This window comes from Chryseobacterium sp. POE27 (genome assembly GCF_039727685.1).
In the GTDB taxonomy this organism is placed as follows: Bacteria; Bacteroidota; Bacteroidia; order Flavobacteriales; family Weeksellaceae; genus Chryseobacterium.
The window spans coordinates 1,678,861-1,695,555 of the sequence record NZ_CP152475.1 but is presented as its reverse complement, the minus strand read 5'-3'; the positions used below and the strand labels follow the sequence as shown (position 1 = coordinate 1,695,555).

The 16,695-nt window shown below is 34.8% G+C and carries 14 protein-coding genes and 1 pseudogene; all 15 read left to right on the top strand.

Annotation, left to right across the window (positions count from 1 at the left end; genetic code table 11):
• Window positions 1–417 precede the first annotated feature (417 nt).
• Window positions 418–4,077 (top strand): hypothetical protein, encoded by a 3,660-nt coding sequence (locus AAHI02_RS07975; RefSeq protein ID WP_346986182.1) that lies wholly within the window; start codon window positions 418–420, stop codon window positions 4,075–4,077.
• Between the two features lie 28 nt (window positions 4,078–4,105).
• A complete protein-coding gene (locus AAHI02_RS07970) occupies window positions 4,106–5,677 on the top strand; it encodes a hypothetical protein (protein ID WP_346986181.1) in 1,572 nt (523 codons plus the stop codon).
• Window positions 5,678–5,784: 107 nt separating this feature from the next.
• The gene (locus tag AAHI02_RS07965) at window positions 5,785–6,042 is read left to right on the top strand and encodes a hypothetical protein (protein WP_346986180.1); all 258 of its coding nucleotides are present in this window, start codon (window positions 5,785–5,787) and stop codon (window positions 6,040–6,042) included.
• Between the two features lie 3 nt (window positions 6,043–6,045).
• The gene (locus tag AAHI02_RS07960; protein ID WP_346986179.1) at window positions 6,046–7,758 is read left to right on the top strand and encodes a hypothetical protein; all 1,713 of its coding nucleotides are present in this window, start codon (window positions 6,046–6,048) and stop codon (window positions 7,756–7,758) included.
• A 111-nt stretch (window positions 7,759–7,869) separates the two neighbouring features.
• Window positions 7,870–8,169 (top strand): hypothetical protein, encoded by a 300-nt coding sequence (locus AAHI02_RS07955; RefSeq protein ID WP_346986178.1) that lies wholly within the window; start codon window positions 7,870–7,872, stop codon window positions 8,167–8,169.
• 104 nt (window positions 8,170–8,273) lie between these two features.
• Window positions 8,274–8,426, top strand: coding sequence for a hypothetical protein (locus AAHI02_RS07950; protein WP_346986177.1), 153 nt, complete (start codon window positions 8,274–8,276; stop codon window positions 8,424–8,426).
• 192 nt (window positions 8,427–8,618) lie between these two features.
• On the top strand, window positions 8,619–9,302 hold the full coding sequence (locus AAHI02_RS07945; RefSeq protein WP_346986176.1) for a zincin-like metallopeptidase toxin domain-containing protein: 684 nt from the start codon (window positions 8,619–8,621) through the stop codon (window positions 9,300–9,302).
• Window positions 9,303–9,307: 5 nt separating this feature from the next.
• Window positions 9,308–9,589, top strand: coding sequence for a hypothetical protein (locus AAHI02_RS07940; protein WP_346986175.1), 282 nt, complete (start codon window positions 9,308–9,310; stop codon window positions 9,587–9,589).
• A 245-nt stretch (window positions 9,590–9,834) separates the two neighbouring features.
• A complete protein-coding gene (locus AAHI02_RS07935; RefSeq protein WP_346986174.1) occupies window positions 9,835–10,596 on the top strand; it encodes a hypothetical protein in 762 nt (253 codons plus the stop codon).
• Window positions 10,597–10,825: 229 nt separating this feature from the next.
• Entirely contained in the window at window positions 10,826–12,112 is a 1,287-nt protein-coding gene (locus tag AAHI02_RS07930; protein WP_346986173.1) for an adenylosuccinate synthase, read from the top strand.
• 293 nt (window positions 12,113–12,405) lie between these two features.
• Window positions 12,406–13,239 (top strand): energy transducer TonB, encoded by an 834-nt coding sequence (locus tag AAHI02_RS07925; RefSeq protein ID WP_346986172.1) that lies wholly within the window; start codon window positions 12,406–12,408, stop codon window positions 13,237–13,239.
• A gap of 162 nt (window positions 13,240–13,401) precedes the next feature.
• Window positions 13,402–14,175: an AAA family ATPase gene (locus tag AAHI02_RS07920; protein WP_346986171.1), complete on the top strand. Its 774-nt coding sequence runs from the start codon at window positions 13,402–13,404 to the stop codon at window positions 14,173–14,175.
• 34 nt (window positions 14,176–14,209) lie between these two features.
• A pseudogene (locus tag AAHI02_RS07915) lies at window positions 14,210–15,101 on the top strand (ParB/RepB/Spo0J family partition protein).
• Window positions 15,102–15,743 (top strand): DUF5683 domain-containing protein, encoded by a 642-nt coding sequence (locus AAHI02_RS07910; protein WP_042721809.1) that lies wholly within the window; start codon window positions 15,102–15,104, stop codon window positions 15,741–15,743.
• A 137-nt stretch (window positions 15,744–15,880) separates the two neighbouring features.
• Entirely contained in the window at window positions 15,881–16,582 is a 702-nt protein-coding gene (dapB, locus tag AAHI02_RS07905; protein WP_346986170.1) for a 4-hydroxy-tetrahydrodipicolinate reductase, read from the top strand.
• Window positions 16,583–16,695 lie beyond the last annotated feature (113 nt).

Sequence of the window (16,695 nt, the reverse complement as noted above, 5' to 3'; positions counted from 1 at the left end):
GAATCAAAGAATTCGGAAGATGAGCATATAATTATATTTATCACGTCAAGTTCTGCCGCTTACGGTTCTGATTTTTGCCTTAAGGAAGAACAATAAAATAATAAAGACTTAAACCTTTTCACTTTGATGATTAAAAATTAATGGTGGAATATTTAAAGTTAATTAATATAATAAACCATAATGATGTTTTATTAGTAAATTCTTAATAATATTTAAATTATTTATTGATTTTAGTGTTTTATGGATTGATATATATTAATAATCGTCATAATATTATTTTTTATTATATTTTTAGTAAAACTAATTTTTTAAATTTAATAACCATAATCCCGGATACTTTTTTCATAACAGTAGCAAAAAAATTAACCGTTTATAAAAACGGAATACTCAAATAACATAACCTAAACAAAATTACAAATGGCAGAAAATGAAATCACTGCAGATTCGATTGCAGAGAACACCCCGACCCAAACACTTTTTAGATTTGTGAGCTTACGAAGTCCTCAGCTTTCTGATGAAAAGAATCAGGAGAAGAGATTTATTCTTTTCCCTGAAGCGATGAAAACCGATACTGTTTTTTATAAGCCTGTAACTGAAGGTACTGGATCTAAGCAAAAACTCCTACATGAGAGAGCTGAGGTCTTTAAAACAAATGCAGACCGAATTGAGAATTTAAATGATTTAAAAAATGAATTTAATGATCTCTATATGTTTGCTTCCTGGCTTGCTGTACATAAGGCGATTTGTACTTATGAAGAATTTCAAGCCAAAAAAACGGAGATATTGCCTCCTATCTATCCGACTCCGGAACTTCATGTTTTATGGAATAATTTAATTTACCAGGTAGTTACACAAGAAAATTTCTATCTCAAGGAGACACTTTTACAAATGCTTTTGGCACTACATACTCTTGCTGTTACAGATGAGGACGATGTTTTGCTGGCTCTTGCAGCGAAAGTTGTTCTTCCAAAAGAACTGATATTGGATGATAATAACATAACAGCTATAACTTCCGGTTCTAGAGCGCTGTCTAATGAGGTTGTGCAAACCCTTCCAACTGATGATATGAAAAAACAGCAGGAAATTTCTGCTGCAAAAACAAAACTCAGTAGAATTGAACTGTTGAACAGGAATCTTTCTGTCATCATAAAGCAATACAAAAAGGATTATGAAATAGAATTTAAGATTCAGAAGCAAGCACATCAGGAAATGATAATTCCGCTTCTTGAAGAATATGAGAGAGCTGTTGCCGCAGCTAAACAAGAATATTGCAGCACGCGTCCACCCGGAACAGAATATAATCCTGAAGATCCATGCCAGCAGCTTCCAATAGTTCCTTTTCCAAGACTGCCGGAGTTTGAGTTTAATTTTAGGGATGAAGTAAGTGCAGAATCGTTGGTAACAGATCTAAAACCGGAAAATTTAGAAGCTTTACTCGACGTATTAGGATATAAGTTTGATCCAGAAATAGAACAGTCTTCACGTTCCGTAGAAGAAAGTATTAGTGATCTTGAATCTGTTTTAGAAGGGAGGGATACATTTGGAGAAATCAGCACTGCAGTTGATAAAAATGTAGAAGAGCTAAATAATCTGATCGTTCAGAATTTTCAGGGAAATGAAGAAGTTTATAAAAGTATAGGAGGTATTCTTATTCCTGCATCAAAGACTGTTTCGGTTCCTTTTACTTTCCAGATTTGTCCAAATTTCATATACAAAGGATATACCCTTAATTTGGCTCTGAATGTACCGGATTCCTCGTGGGATGTAAATTTATTATCTTATGCCCTTACTCCCAATGGAACGCCATCTTCAATTGATGGGGGTTATTTTGTAAAAACTAGAATAGGGAATACCATTTTCTTAAATGATTTATACAACCCAGGTTTGGATTTTTATACTATTCAGGATTCCACATTAAGGGTTAAAGTGGTATTTACCAATGGCAGGGTTGCCGAATTCACCGTTCCTGGGATTACGGCAAGGGCATGCAGCTCGGGAGACTTTGTCCTTCAGATGGAAGAAGGAGAGCCTCCTGTAGTTATTGAAGATGAGAATAACTTTATTCCATCCGGATTTGGCTTTAAAAATATTGGTATTGCAGATTATCTAAAGGTTGAGCAAAGTACCCATGCATATGTAGAAGGAGAAGTAGCCCATATAGAAAATGTAATGGCCAGGGAATACAGGGAGAAATCTACCAGAAGATTAAGAAGAAGCGAAAATACAACTACTACATCTTCTGATACCGAAAGAGAACAGCTTACAGATACCACTACAGCTAATCGTTTTGAAATGCAGAATGAGATCTCGAAAATGATGCAGGAAGCAAAAGATTCTAATGTTCAGGCCCATTTTGATGCTAATTGGAAAACGGGTACTGGCCCAATGGCTGCTAGTATAAGTACTGGAGTTGCCGGTGGGTATTCCAGTCATTCCTCAAAAGAAGAAAGTACAAGACAAGCAGTAACACAATCTCAGGATATTACCTCCAGAGCAATGGACAGAATTGTTTCCAAAGTTCATGAGGAAAGAATTGAAAAAATTATTGATGAATTTGAAGAGAACAATTCTCACGGTTTAGATAACAGGAAAGGAGACAGACATGTTGTAGGGGTCTATAGATGGGTTGATAAATTAATGAAAAACCAGATCTATAATTACGGCAAAAGAATGATGTTTGAATTTATGATTCCTGAACCTGCAAAGCTTCATTTGCTGGGAATGAAAGAAGTGAAAGATCCTGATCAGATGGACTTAATAAAGCCTGTAGATCCAAGAGCTGAAGGTGGTATGCAAATCAGTGATTACAGTGCTTTGAACAATGAGATAAAATTAAAATACTGGCTGGGTAAGTACAATGCTGAGATTGATGAGAAGCCAAGAGAACTTTTTTCTGTTACCAAAGCTTTTACAGGTCGGGACTCTTCATTTACCGGTAAAGATGACGGAAATATTCAAGTCGTAAATGGAAACGGTGAAGTTATTATTCCGGAAGGATATATTGCTACTAGTGTTAAGTATGTATTTAATACCTGGCCTCATGGTTTTAATGGGAATCATGCCGCTTTTATGTCTATAGCAGGTAAAAGCTCATCATGGATTATAGGTACCGGAAGTACCCAGATAGAGGGCACCATTGATGGATTGAATGTAAAGGATAAGCTGGAATTTTCCTTTGCAACCGGAGAAAGCCCGATTATACAAGGGGCTTTAAATATCACCTGTGAACTTACTGTGGAAACCAGAAATATATGGCTGCAAAAGACGTTCAATGCTATTATTAATGCCTATGAAGATGCGCTTACAGCTTACAATAATGCTAAGGCAGAAGCAGATAATAAGGCTGTAGTCATTAAAGACTCAAATCCTAATTTCTACAGACAGATTGAAAATACGGTTTTGCGTAAAAACTGTATCTCCTATATGTCAGACAGAACAGCGGATTCTATCCGTGGATATGGCTTGTCCGGATTAACACAAGGCAATTCATTTAACGATTATGAAACCGTTCTTTCATCAAAACTGGATCAATACACTGCTTTTGTCAAGTTTATGGAGCAGGCTTTTGAATGGGATAATCTTTCTTACTACCTGTATCCTTATTACTGGGGAAATAAGCAAAACTGGATAGATTTATATCAATCGGAAAATACAGACCCATTATTCAGAAACTTCCTGCAAAGCGGTATGGCACGGGTGATTGTGACGGTACGTCCTGGTTTCGAAGATGCAGTCCAATTCTATCTGGCAACCGGTAAAATCTGGAATGGCGGTGAGGTTCCTGTTATTGGAGACGAACTTTATTTATCAATAGTGGATGAAATGAAACAGCCAAAAGGAAAAAAACAAGGAAAAGCTTGGCTCACGAGACTTCCTACGACATTAAATATCCTTCAGGCAGAAAGCATCGGGCTACAAGTAGCACACGCTTTACCATTTACCACAGAAAATCCTGATGACTTTGAAGTACCATCGGAAGTAATTACTCCGGAGAAATTCAATTTTAAAAAGAATAATAACCTTTTGGGTATTCAACCCGGAGAAGAAGAAAAAATCATTACGGGAGACTGGCTTTAAGAAAACTATTAAATTAAAAAACAAGATTATGTCCAATATAGGAAAAATTATAAGAGTAAATGCTTTGCCACCAATAGGAGAAAGGGAGACCAACGTTATTTACCAGGTAGCGGTACCGGGTGGGGCTACTTACACGGATTATGCGGTTGACGAAAGCGGTGATTTAAAGACCCATGCCGTTGTAGACGGATCAATTCCTGTGGAACTTTCAGACAATCATGTAAGCATTACTGATCCTGACCTAATAGCAGAAGGCATCGCGAGCCAGGCCAATTACAATACAAATATCCGCGAAAGAGTAACCTTAAAATTAGATATTCCTTCAGTAGACGGCAACGCTCAGGATTATCCTAAAATTATAGGAATGAATGATAATGGAGAAGTGGCAAAACTTCCTGCAGGTGATTTGGGGAAAAATATGATGAATGCAAACCTTTCAAATAGTTCAGCAAGAAGCCATACCCTTAATGCTTCATTTTCGATCAATACTTTAGGAAATCCCTATGTATTATCCGGGTTGCCGAACAAAAATTCTGATACCGCTAATTTTCAAAAAGTTGTAGTTCAAAATACAAGTGGGCTAAATGCTGTGATAGACAGCAAAAATCTACTCCTGGAAATGCCAAACCAATTGACAGAAGCAGAAAGAGCAGTATGGAAGACTAAAATGAATGGAGGTTGGAGTACAGGAACCATGAGTGTAGCTGTAATATCCCCGCCCGTTGTGGATAAAACAGATCAATCTTTCTGGATCAATCTGAAAGGAGCAAATTTAAATCTCCCTTCTACCAGCTTCAAAATTGAGTTATGTACTCATGATAGTGTTTCTGCTGATACTGCTACTGTCATTAAAGAAATACCGGGTGCACAGGTTCAGCTCTATACCAATGGTATTGATCTGACATTTTATTACAACTTTAAAGATATTCCGGTAGGACAGTATAAAATAAGGTTATGGAATGGTGTTGCATGGTATTTAACAAGTTTTACCATCAATGTGGTCAATCAAATTCAGCGAATAGCGTTAAATAACATTATCTGGCAAAAGAAGATATACAATGATGCCGTATCACCTGCCATCATACAGTCCGGATCATCGGTGAGTTATAATTCCGATAGTACTATAAAAACTCCCGCAGATGACTCTTCTTTTATTGCAGCCAGGATGACCAACGAGTTGATTGGCGCTGACGAAGATTTTTATATGAACGTTGAAATTACAGGCAAAACAGCGAGCTTTAATGGAGCCAACGGAAGTATGACTCACTTTTTTGGTGTATTAGATCCGGTGAATACGGTAGCACTTATAAACCAGACCGTTGTTAACGTAAGGCTGGTACAATCGTACTGGTATCCTATGGTTAAAATATTTGCTGATAATTCTGCAGAAGCATTATTTACCAATGATTCGACTTATGCACTTAATGCAGTATTTATAAGACGTGGCGTAAACTGGACTGTTATTGTAAATTTTAATAATAAAACGGGTATCCATACCAAAACAGGCTATACAGGCCCCATCGCTTTTGGAATGTATAATATGAATACACTGGGAAATACCGGTGTAATCGCCAATATCGTTGAAATATATAAACTATAATATATACCCAACTTTGAGACAAGCTCAATATTAAAAAAAGGCAGAGCCTGAAAAACTCTGCCTTTTTATTTTAGATGTAACAGACAACTAGCTAAAAAAAAGATTTTATGGGAAATATTTTAGATGGCATTGATGATTTTGACGAAGAAAGTAAACGAATGCTTCGTGGAAGCCGTATCATCCAATTTGCAGAACTCGAAAAAGGAATTTATGGAAGTGCTAAAGACCCTTTTGAAGGAATAAGAACCAATAAAACATTTGATGAAATTTCTAATGAAATTGCATTAAGTACACCTTTTGGGAAAGAAAGCGTGTTCTATATAGAATTAAGAGAAATAATAACAGGTCAAATACCGAAACTGTAAGTTATGGGCTATTGGAAATATGAAATCGTACATGATTACAATGCTACGAAACTCATCAAAGAATTCGGGGAAGAAAACTTGATACTCAAAAATTCAATAGGAACCGAAGATGATGAGACAGACTTTATTGTGTATGCAGAAAAAGACGATCACACCATTAGTCTGGGAAGAGTATTGCTCATAAAGATGAGCGATGCAATGGTAAAATATCATCATGAGTATAAAGGTACGGAGGATCTGTCGAAATATTGGGCAAAATATATTTATGAACAATGCAAAAGCAATAAAACATTCTGGTTTACAGAGGATGAAATTGCCGGAGCTTTTTTAGAATCTGTAAAACGGCAGACGAAATTAATTTCTAATGTCTCGGCTTTAGATATCGAAAACTTTATCAAGAAAATAACAGAAAGTATTTCGGATTCTTTCCGCAAGGATGAACGGTTTTCCAGGGAGCAATGGGATCCCACACTGAAATCTGATGAATATCTATTTGCACAGCCCGAGAAGGCAGTAAATATCTTTATACAGAGATGTGATTCCTTAAAAAAAATGCTTAAAAAAGTTAAGGATCAATTAGAAATTTTAAATTCTTTTAAATTCTTTGGTAAGGAAGTTAAAATACAGACCCTTGACGATATCATAAAAGGAATTGACGAGCAAATAAAAAGCGTTGAAGAATTTAAAAAATGGCTAATTGAAAAAAGGGATGATATTAAGCTGACGATCCCGTTTCTTTGTGGAGTATGGAATGGTTTGGTAGAATTTATTGGCGGATTTTTGGATCTCGCTTTGTTAGCGGTTAATATTACCGTTAGCGATCTGGCGGGAGGAGAAACTAATCTGGAATTTTTAGAAATAAGAGAAGGAGTGGAAGAAGCTTTGGGAGCTGTTTTGAAAGATCCTGCCAAAGTTTTTAAAGATGCAATAGAAGGGATTAAAAATTATAAAAATTCCCGTTACGATGATCCTAAATTAAATGAATACCAAATACAACATAATGAAGGAGAGGATCTTATTTTGGCAATAGATATGGTTGTTACCATTGTTACCATTATAAAAGGTATTGCTAAACTTGCTGAGCTTTTATCTAATTTTACGAAATGGGTTGATGTTATTTTAGGAAGAAATGGCAGAAAGTTTATTAAAGGAAGAATTGTTTTTGGAGAAGTTACCCAAACTATAGTTAAGAGAAATATGCCAGAAGAGTTTTTTGAAGCATTAAAGAAAATGGGTAAATCAGAAGATAACATCTTAGAATATTACACCAAATATCATAACGAAAATGATTTCAGATTTCTGAATGAGATTGATGAGATTCTTGCAAAGAATAAAAATCTTACCAAAATAGATGCCTACACACTTTGGAGTTATACAACAAACCATTATTATGGGGATCTGAATAATTGGTTAAGAAATGGGATAAATGCAAATAAAACAAAAGAAATAGCAAGACTATTAACCAATGCATTAGAGAAAATGCCAAAATATAACGGAACCGCTTTCCGAGCATTAGAGTTTAGGGATGATGACATTTTGGAATCTTTCCTAAAAAAACACAGCAAAGGAAAAACGGTTGAATATAATGATTTTGTATCTTGTGGAAGTAATACCAGTGCTGCATTTTTTGATAAACCCAAAAAAGAATGTATTTTTGAGAATGGAAGTAAAAAATGCACCTATTATTTCAGATTTTGCAGATGGTATAAAGATTAGAGGTTATGCTAAAGACGAATTATTGTTACAAAGAGGAAGGAAATTTGAAATTAAAGATTATAAAGAAGTTAGTGGTAAACATTATTTTGAATTAATAGAAAAATAAATATTATGAAATCAGATTTTGATAAATTTATAGAAGAAGTTGAAGCTTCTAGGAAAAATTTTTGGGAAGAAACTTATCCAAAAATGAGTTTAGAAGAGAAAAAGAAATATTGGTTGGCGAGTACTCATAAAGGAATGAGAACCCAAGGCGAGGCTTTTGCAGATGAATATTCGGAATTTTCTAAAGAATGGTATGATTTTGCAAAGGAACACGAACCTCAGTTTGATGAAATATTTGATTATGTTACCAAAAACTTAGGATTTGAGTTTGATTGGAAAGAGTTTAACAAACGTATCAAGAAATAATTTATTATCAATTCTCCGAAGTCTGTCGCTTCGGAGTTTTTATTGTAGTTGGAAATAATAAGATTAATCGAAAATACTCACTATACGATTAAATATTTAAAATAATGAAAAAAGAATTAATGAAACATCAATGGGATTTTATTCTCTACGAAGAAAATGGTATAAAAACATTTAATGTAGCCTTTTACAAAAGTTATTTTGATTTTACTAGAGAATTTAAATTACAAGGAGATGAACTTAACTATGATTTTGAATAATTGAAAACATTAGCAGAAGACATCAGAAATAATTACGAAAAGTACAAAGATAGAGAAATAAGACTAGAGTAAGTTTTACACTCCGGAGCAAAAATGCTTCGGAGTTTTTTATTTTGAAACAAATAATCTTGATAACACTACCCTAACCTTAATAAATACCAAATACAACATAATGAAGGAGAGGATCTTATTTTGGCAATAGATATTATTGTAACGGTCGTTACTATAATAAAAGGTATTGCTAAACTTGCTGAGCTTTTATCTAATTTTACGAAGTGGATTGATGATGTTTTGGCGAGAGGAGGAAAGGGTGCAAAGAGAGTTGAAATTGCACTACTAAGAAGAGGGAAATATTTGGGGCAGATTCTTGATGATGCAGATTTTATAAAGATAGAAAGTTATCTGAAACAGTTAAAAGTAGAATTGCAAATTGGAAAAGGAGCCGGAGCTTTTGAAATAGAAGGATTCTTTCTTAAATCAGGAAATCCTTTAATGTTGGAAGCTCATAATGCAGCAATGTTCGTTACAGATGGAATAAAAATGAAATTGATTTTACGTGAAAACGCCACTGTTTACGAAACCCTCCACGAATTGATGCATATGCGGGATTGCCAGAAGATAGGGATGAAAGCATTTATGCAAAAATCTTTTGTGGAGAGAGAAAAATTTGTGTATGATAAAATGGTGGAATATCAAGAATATCTGAATAGAAAAGAACTTAAGCATGCAGAAGATTACATTAATTGGCATTATGGAAAAGTAGGAAAAACAGATAATCTTGGTAACCCTATTAAAGAAATTTTACCGTTTGATCTGAAAAGTATACCAAGAAAAAGACAGGGCATAAATATTAATACAATAATAAATTTAAAATAACAAAAATGATAACAAAAGAACAAGCATTAGAAAATGCCATTGAATACATTAAAAAACGAAATAGGAGTTATGTATATATTGTTACAAAAGAAAAAATTATATATGAAGAAAAAAAATATATAAATTATGGAAAATATGAAGAACAAGAACGGAATATTTATGTAATTAATTATGATATAGAAGGCTATACTGAACCTATTCCACATTTTATTGCAGTAGACGCAGAAACTGGCGAAGTCTTATTTACAGCCACTCCACACGGTTACGTTGAAGATTGGGAGGATTAAAATAAAGTGAATGTAAAAACTTTGAATATGAATAATCATTTTATTCTACAATATAAGAAACGTGATGAAAATGGAGCTTTTATTTTGAACGATAAATACTTTATGGTATATTCCCATAAAATATTGGAAGAATTGGACAAAGCAGAAAATTCTTAATATTTTTGAACCGCTCTTTGCTAAGCGGTTTCACTTTTTGAAAAATTAATATATATTACTTTAACAAATCTACAATTCATAAAAACACAATGATAATATTATCAATTTTGCTTCATATTTTAGGAAACTCTTTCCCCCAAATGGGTCCAAAAAACAAACAAAATAATCAATTCCTAAAATTATCAGGATTGTTTTTTGATTTTTTTACAGCATTTTTACTAATTTTTTTAATTCATTTATTAGCTCCAAAAACTTATTATATTGATAATAAAGATGCAATTTACGGGTTGGAATTTAGCAATACTATGCAGGAATTAGGATTTGAAAATGGTGATAAAATTATTTCAATTAATAATCAGTATGTCAAAAAAATATCTGAAATTACTAATATGATTTTATTGAATCCCAATTCTATCATAAAAATAAAAAGACAAAATACGGATAAAGAAATAAAAATAACGGATATTGATGTTATGAAAATTATTCAGTCCGAAGGAACTCCAATAAAAGTGAAATTTACACCTAGTATAGAAGAAGGTAAAATTCAGAATATAAAACAAACCAAAGAAAAATTTAGTTTCACAAAAGTTTTAGAAAATTACCAAACTTATACTAAAGGAGCCTATGATTTTATTAATCCAAAGAAAGGTTACAAAAAAATCGGTAGAATTCGTACTGTTCCTAAAGATTTTAGTGGACAGTTGTCACTATTATCTTTTTGCTGTCTCGTTGTCGGAATTATGAATTTATTACCATTACCTGGATTCAGTTTAGGCAATTTTGTTATTTCAATTATAGAATTAAAAAGAGATGAAAAATTTAATCTCAAAAAGAAAAATATTGTGGGTTGATGTTTGATTTTCATTGTAATTCTATTTATTTTCTTGCTTCATATTTAAAAACTATTGAAAAAGTATATTTACAACTATGCAGAAGTTCTTGTAGGAATTTCAATAAAATAAATTCAATGTTCCTCTCAACCACATGATTTCCACCCATCCCAAAAATAAAATCCACTACAAATTTGCCCACCCAATTTTTTAAAAGTAATTTTGCATGAATCTAAAATAAAAGTAAAATATGTCAACTTACGTAGTTGTAGGTCTTCAGTATGGAGATGAAGGTAAAGGAAAAATCACGGATGTTTTATCGGCAAAATCGGATTATGTGGTGCGTTTCCAGGGTGGAGACAACGCAGGTCATACGGTGTATGTCGGGGATGAAAAATTCGTTTTACACCTTCTTCCATCGGGAGTTCTTCAGTGCAAAGGGAAATGTATCATTGCTAACGGAGTAGTGGTAAACCCTAAATCTTTCATTAAGGAGGTTAATCAGATAGAAAATAAAGGGCTGAGAACAGACCATATTTTTATCAGCAGAAGAGCGCATGTCATCATGCCTTACCATATTCTTTTGGATACGTACCGTGAGGAAGAACATGGAGGAACGCAGATCGGAACTACCAAAAAAGGGATCGGACCTTGTTACGAAGATAAAATCGCAAGAGTAGGAATCAGAATGGTAGATCTTCTGAACCCTGAGATCTTAAGAGAAAAAATCGAGAAAAACTTAAAAATTAAGAATTCTCTTTTCGAAAAATATTTCGGAAAACCGACATTGGACGTTGAAGAAATGTACAACGAATATGTAGAGATCGGAAAACAGCTTCAGGACAGAATTGTTGATACGGAATTAGAATTAAACGAAGCGATTCAGGAAGGTAAAAATGTTTTATTTGAAGGAGCGCAGGCTTTGATGCTTGATATCGACTTCGGAACGTATCCGTACGTAACTTCATCTTCTCCGTCAACAGGCGGTGTCTGTACAGGAGCAGGAGTCCCGCCGACTTCCCTTCAGAATCTGATTGGTGTTGCAAAAGCATACTGTACAAGAGTTGGGAACGGACCTTTCCCATCTGAATTAGACAATGAATTAGGAGAGAAAATCAGACAGATCGGGGGTGAGTTCGGAGCGACAACAGGTAGACCTAGAAGAACAGGCTGGTTGGATCTTGTTTCTTTAAAACATGCCTGTATGATTAACGGTATCAATAATTTAGTAATTACTAAGCTGGATGTTCTTACCGGAATCGATACCATTAAAATCGCTACCCATTATAAAACGGAAGACGGAAAAATTATTGATTATTTCACTTCTTCTACTACAAAATTGTACGATTACGAAGCAATTTACGAAGAGCTTCCGGGCTGGACAGAAGATATCACGAAAGCAAGAAGCTACGATGAGCTTCCTGACAATGCTCAGAAATACATTGAGTTTATCGAAAAATATCTGGGAATCAATGTTTATTTAGTTTCTGTTGGTCCTGAAAGAAGTCAGAACATCATCAGAAAAGAATTATTCTAAAATATTTTTTTATTAAGAATTATCATTAAGGCTGTCGTCAGACAGTCTTTTTTTTGAATTAGTTGATAATTAAATAAATGATACTAGATAATAAAATTTTATGAATACTCTTTTGATTATGGTTTCATAAATTTATTATTTCGAACATAGTTAAATTTTAATATTATCATGTAAATTTTTAAAATGGTATAATTTTAACAAATTTATGGCAAATATTTTGATGTTAAATTAGTAACCATGGATTAAAAGTGATAAACTGATAATCTGAATTTAACAATTAAATATTTATAAGGATGAAACACATGCATCAGAATCAGGAATTTCGTTTTAATGAAGTTCTTTTTGAGCACCGCAACAAAGAATACGGTGCCTACGTACTAAGAAATGAATCGGATAAAATTTTAACAAAAGCACTTTTTATAGGAGTAAGCTTTTTGGCTGCGGTTTCTTTAACACCACTTGTAATCAATGCGTTTAAAAGTGAACCGGTAATAATATCAGATGGAGGGATTGAAATCAATCTTAAAGACCCAGTAATTCCTGATGACGTTATTATTCCTCCAAAGCCACAACCAATTCCTCAAACCACACAACCTGCGGTGAGAACTTACGACAGTACTGTTAAAACACCATCCAGAAATGCTCCGGACACAAATACTGAAAAAATTCCGGATGACGCAGTGGCTGGATTGACCAACAATTTTAAAGCAGATCCTGCTCCTCCTAGTTATATACCAACAGCGCCTACTATTCACACTGGTCCGGTTTCAACACCAAATCCGCCAAGAGCTGATGTAAAGCCGGTAGATAATAATGGTATTGCTCCTGTTGTCGATGTAGAAGCAAATTTCGTGGGCGGACTTGATTCATTCAGAAATAAGGTAATGAACAATTTCGATGGATCAGGATTTGAATCCGGTGATGTAATGAAAACGACAATTACTTTTATTGTTGAGAAAGACGGTACAATTTCAGGCATCAAAGCCGATGGAAAAAACGCTGATTTTAACAGTGAAGCGATGAGAACAATCAGAAGTATTAAAGGAAAATGGGTACCTGCCAAAGTGAACGGACAACCCGTAAGAAGCTACTTCAAATTCCCGATATCTATGAAGTTCGATAATTAAAAATAAAATTAGATCTAAACAGTTATCCACAAATATTTTTTTTTGTGGATAATTTTTTTTATTGTTAAAAGGCTTATTAACAATATTTTAACTCATTTTTCGTTTTATCGGTTCATTAATAGCAAGGAAAAATGTGTATTTTTGAAACTTAAAGTTCTAAGAATGGCAAAAATCATAGGTATCGCTAATCAGAAAGGAGGTGTTGGAAAAACAACAACAGCTGTTAATTTAGCCGCGGCATTAGGGGTATTGGAAAAGAAAATATTAATCATTGATGCTGATCCTCAAGCTAATGCAACTTCAGGTTTAGGAGTTGATGACGTTCAGTATTCTACATACAACCTTTTGGAGCACAGTGTTGAAACAAAAAACTGTATCAAACAGACTGCAACTCCTAATCTGGACATTGTTCCGTCTCATATTGACCTTGTAGCGGCAGAAATCGAGCTGGTTGACAAGGAAGACAGAGAATATATGCTGAAAAAAGCGCTGCAGCCCGTAAGAGATGATTATGACTATATTATTATCGACTGTGCGCCGAGTTTAGGGCTTATTACAGTGAATGCACTTACCGCTGCAGATTCTGTGATCATCCCGATTCAATGTGAATATTTTGCACTGGAAGGACTTGGAAAGCTTCTCAATACCATCAAAAACGTACAGAAAATCCACAATAAAGATCTTGATATCGAAGGTTTACTGCTTACAATGTACGACAGCAGACTGAGATTGTCTAATCAGGTTGTAGAAGAAGTAAATGCGCACTTCCCAGAGATGGTTTTTGAAACGATTATCAGCAGAAATGTACGATTAAGTGAAGCGCCAAGTTTTGGTGAAAGTATTCTGAACTACGATGCGGAAAGTAAAGGTGCGGTTCAGTATATTCAGCTTGCAGAGGAAGTTTTGTTGAAAAATGAAAAATTAGTAAAGAATTAAAAGCCGATAGCGATACGCTACATGCTATAAAAATATGAAGGATAAAAAAAGAGCGATGGGACGTGGTTTGGGTGCTATTCTGAGTGCTGAATCCAAAGCAACGATCAATTCTGCAACCGATGAAGGAGCAGACAAGTTTGTAGGGAATATCGTGGAAATTTCCTTGGAAGATATTTATCCAAACCCAACCCAGCCAAGAACTTATTTTGACGAAAAAGCATTGAATGAGCTAGCTCAGTCTATCAAAAACTTAGGGGTAATACAACCTGTTACTTTAAGAAAAGATGGCGAGAAGTTTGAAATCATATCAGGGGAAAGACGATACAGGGCGAGTAAAATAGCTGGTCTTGAGACGATTCCTGCCTATATCCGTCTGGTAAATGACCAAGAGCTTCTCGAGATGGCGCTTGTTGAAAATATCCAGAGGGAAGATCTTGATGCGATTGAAATTGCGCTTACTTATCAGCGATTGATGGATGAGATTGGTCTTACTCAGGAAAACCTCAGCCAAAGAGTAGGGAAAGACAGAAGTACGATCACCAATTCAATCAGGCTGTTAAGATTAAATCCGGATATTCAAAACGCGATCAGAAGCGGAGAGATTTCTGCGGGACACGGAAGAGCGATTATCAGTCTTGAAAATGAAGAACATCAGCAAATTCTTTTTGATCTCATCATTAAGGAAAAACTGAATGTCCGTCAGACCGAACAGGCTGCTACAGCGTTGAAAAATCCGAAATCTGTAGCGGCAAAAAGAGCAAAAGCCGAGCTTTCCAATAATTATAAAAGAGCTCAGAAAACAATCGCGGATTTACTGGATGTAAAAGTAGAAATCAAAACCTCCGGAAACGGTAAAAAAAGGTAAAATTGTTCTGGACTTCAAGAATGAAGACGAGCTGGAATATATTTTATCTCATATTAAATAAATGAAAAAATTACTTTTCACATTTTTTCTGTGTCTTTCCGTAATTGCCTTTTCTCAGGTGAATCCCAATGACACAATCCGGGTAGAACATCATCCGAAGGATAGCGTGTCTGTAGAAAAAAATAATACGAAGACAACGGAAAATGTAGTTTCGGACCTGGAAGGAGCGAACGGACCGACCAATAAAACGCTTAAGCTTAATCCTACAAAAGCAGGACTTTATTCTGCCGTTCTGCCGGGATTAGGACAATTCTACAATAAAAAATACTGGAAAGTTCCCATCGTATGGGGTGCGGTGGGTGCCGGTGTAGGTATCGCTGTATGGAATGATAATCAATACAAAAAATACAGGGAATATTATATTGCTAAACTCAACGGAACTCCCAATCAGTTTGTAGATGAACATCCTTGGCTTGATAAAGTTGCCTTAGGAAATGCTCAGGACAGAGCCAAAAGGCAGCGGGATTATGCGATCGCCATTACAGGATTAATCTATATTTTAAATATTGTGGATGCTGTTGTCGATGCACATCTCTATGAAAGCCGTCACGACCCGGATCTGTCATTCAGTCCGGCTGTCATTCAGGATCAGTATGGAATTGCTCCTCCAAAAACGGGTATCAGTTTAAGTTATAAATTTTAATAAAAAATATAAAACTGCTTTAATAAATACGCCTTTGCTGAGTGAAATGCCTTTGCTAACGAAAATATGAAGGATGATTTTGAACAAAAACTTTGCGATCTTTGCGTTAAAAATATAAGCAGACAAACAAATAAAATATGAAAATAGCACTTGTTGGATACGGCAAAATGGGCAAAATCATCGATGAAATTGCCACTAAAAGAGGTCATGAAGTGGTTGCCAGACTCAAAGAAACTCCAACTGCTGAAAATCTTAATAATGCGGATGTTGTCATTGAATTTTCGCTTCCGGAAGTGGCTTATGAAAACATTAAAGCCTGCCTTGAAAATAAGATTCCAGTCATCTGCGGAACAACCGGCTGGCTTGAGAAAAAGCCTGAAATTGAGCAATTGGCCGTTGAAAATGAGACGGCTTTCTTATATGGTTCTAATTTCAGTTTAGGCGTTAATTTGTTTTTTGCTTTAAATGAAAAGCTTGCAGATTTGATGAAAAATAGGGATGAATACTCTTGTCAGCTAGAAGAAATTCATCACATCCATAAAAAAGATGCACCGAGTGGAACAGCAATTTCTATTGCGGAAGGCATTTTTAAAAACAATCCGAAATTTAACTCATGGAAATTGGAAGAAACTCAGGACAATCAGCTTGGGATTTTTGCCATCCGTGAAGATGAGGTTCCGGGAACGCACAGTGTGTTTTACAGAAGTGATGTAGATGAAATTGAAATTAAACATACGGCGTTCAATAGAAATGGTTTTGCATTAGGAGCGGTAGTCGCCGCAGAATGGATTAAAGATAAAAAAGGAAATTTCACAATGCAGGATGTTTTGGGGCTTTAGTTTGTAACAAAATTCCTACATTGCGGACTAATACAGTGAATGGTGACCTTTTGTGAGTTTTAGATCATTTATCAAACATCATTTATCAATTATATTATAGATTAGGCACAAAA

Coding starts and splice junctions, on each gene's coding strand:
- AAHI02_RS07955 (WP_346986178.1), top strand. CDS start 7,870: ATGAAATCAGATTTTGATAAATTTATAGAAGAAGTTGAAGCTTCTAGG.
- AAHI02_RS07950 (WP_346986177.1), top strand. CDS start 8,274: ATGAAAAAAGAATTAATGAAACATCAATGGGATTTTATTCTCTACGAA.
- AAHI02_RS07960 (WP_346986179.1), top strand. CDS start 6,046: ATGGGCTATTGGAAATATGAAATCGTACATGATTACAATGCTACGAAA.
- AAHI02_RS07925 (WP_346986172.1), top strand. CDS start 12,406: ATGAAACACATGCATCAGAATCAGGAATTTCGTTTTAATGAAGTTCTT.
- AAHI02_RS07940 (WP_346986175.1), top strand. CDS start 9,308: ATGATAACAAAAGAACAAGCATTAGAAAATGCCATTGAATACATTAAA.
- AAHI02_RS07920 (WP_346986171.1), top strand. CDS start 13,402: ATGGCAAAAATCATAGGTATCGCTAATCAGAAAGGAGGTGTTGGAAAA.
- AAHI02_RS07910 (WP_042721809.1), top strand. CDS start 15,102: ATGAAAAAATTACTTTTCACATTTTTTCTGTGTCTTTCCGTAATTGCC.
- AAHI02_RS07970 (WP_346986181.1), top strand. CDS start 4,106: ATGTCCAATATAGGAAAAATTATAAGAGTAAATGCTTTGCCACCAATA.
- dapB (WP_346986170.1), top strand. CDS start 15,881: ATGAAAATAGCACTTGTTGGATACGGCAAAATGGGCAAAATCATCGAT.
- AAHI02_RS07935 (WP_346986174.1), top strand. CDS start 9,835: ATGATAATATTATCAATTTTGCTTCATATTTTAGGAAACTCTTTCCCC.
- AAHI02_RS07930 (WP_346986173.1), top strand. CDS start 10,826: ATGTCAACTTACGTAGTTGTAGGTCTTCAGTATGGAGATGAAGGTAAA.
- AAHI02_RS07975 (WP_346986182.1), top strand. CDS start 418: ATGGCAGAAAATGAAATCACTGCAGATTCGATTGCAGAGAACACCCCG.
- AAHI02_RS07965 (WP_346986180.1), top strand. CDS start 5,785: ATGGGAAATATTTTAGATGGCATTGATGATTTTGACGAAGAAAGTAAA.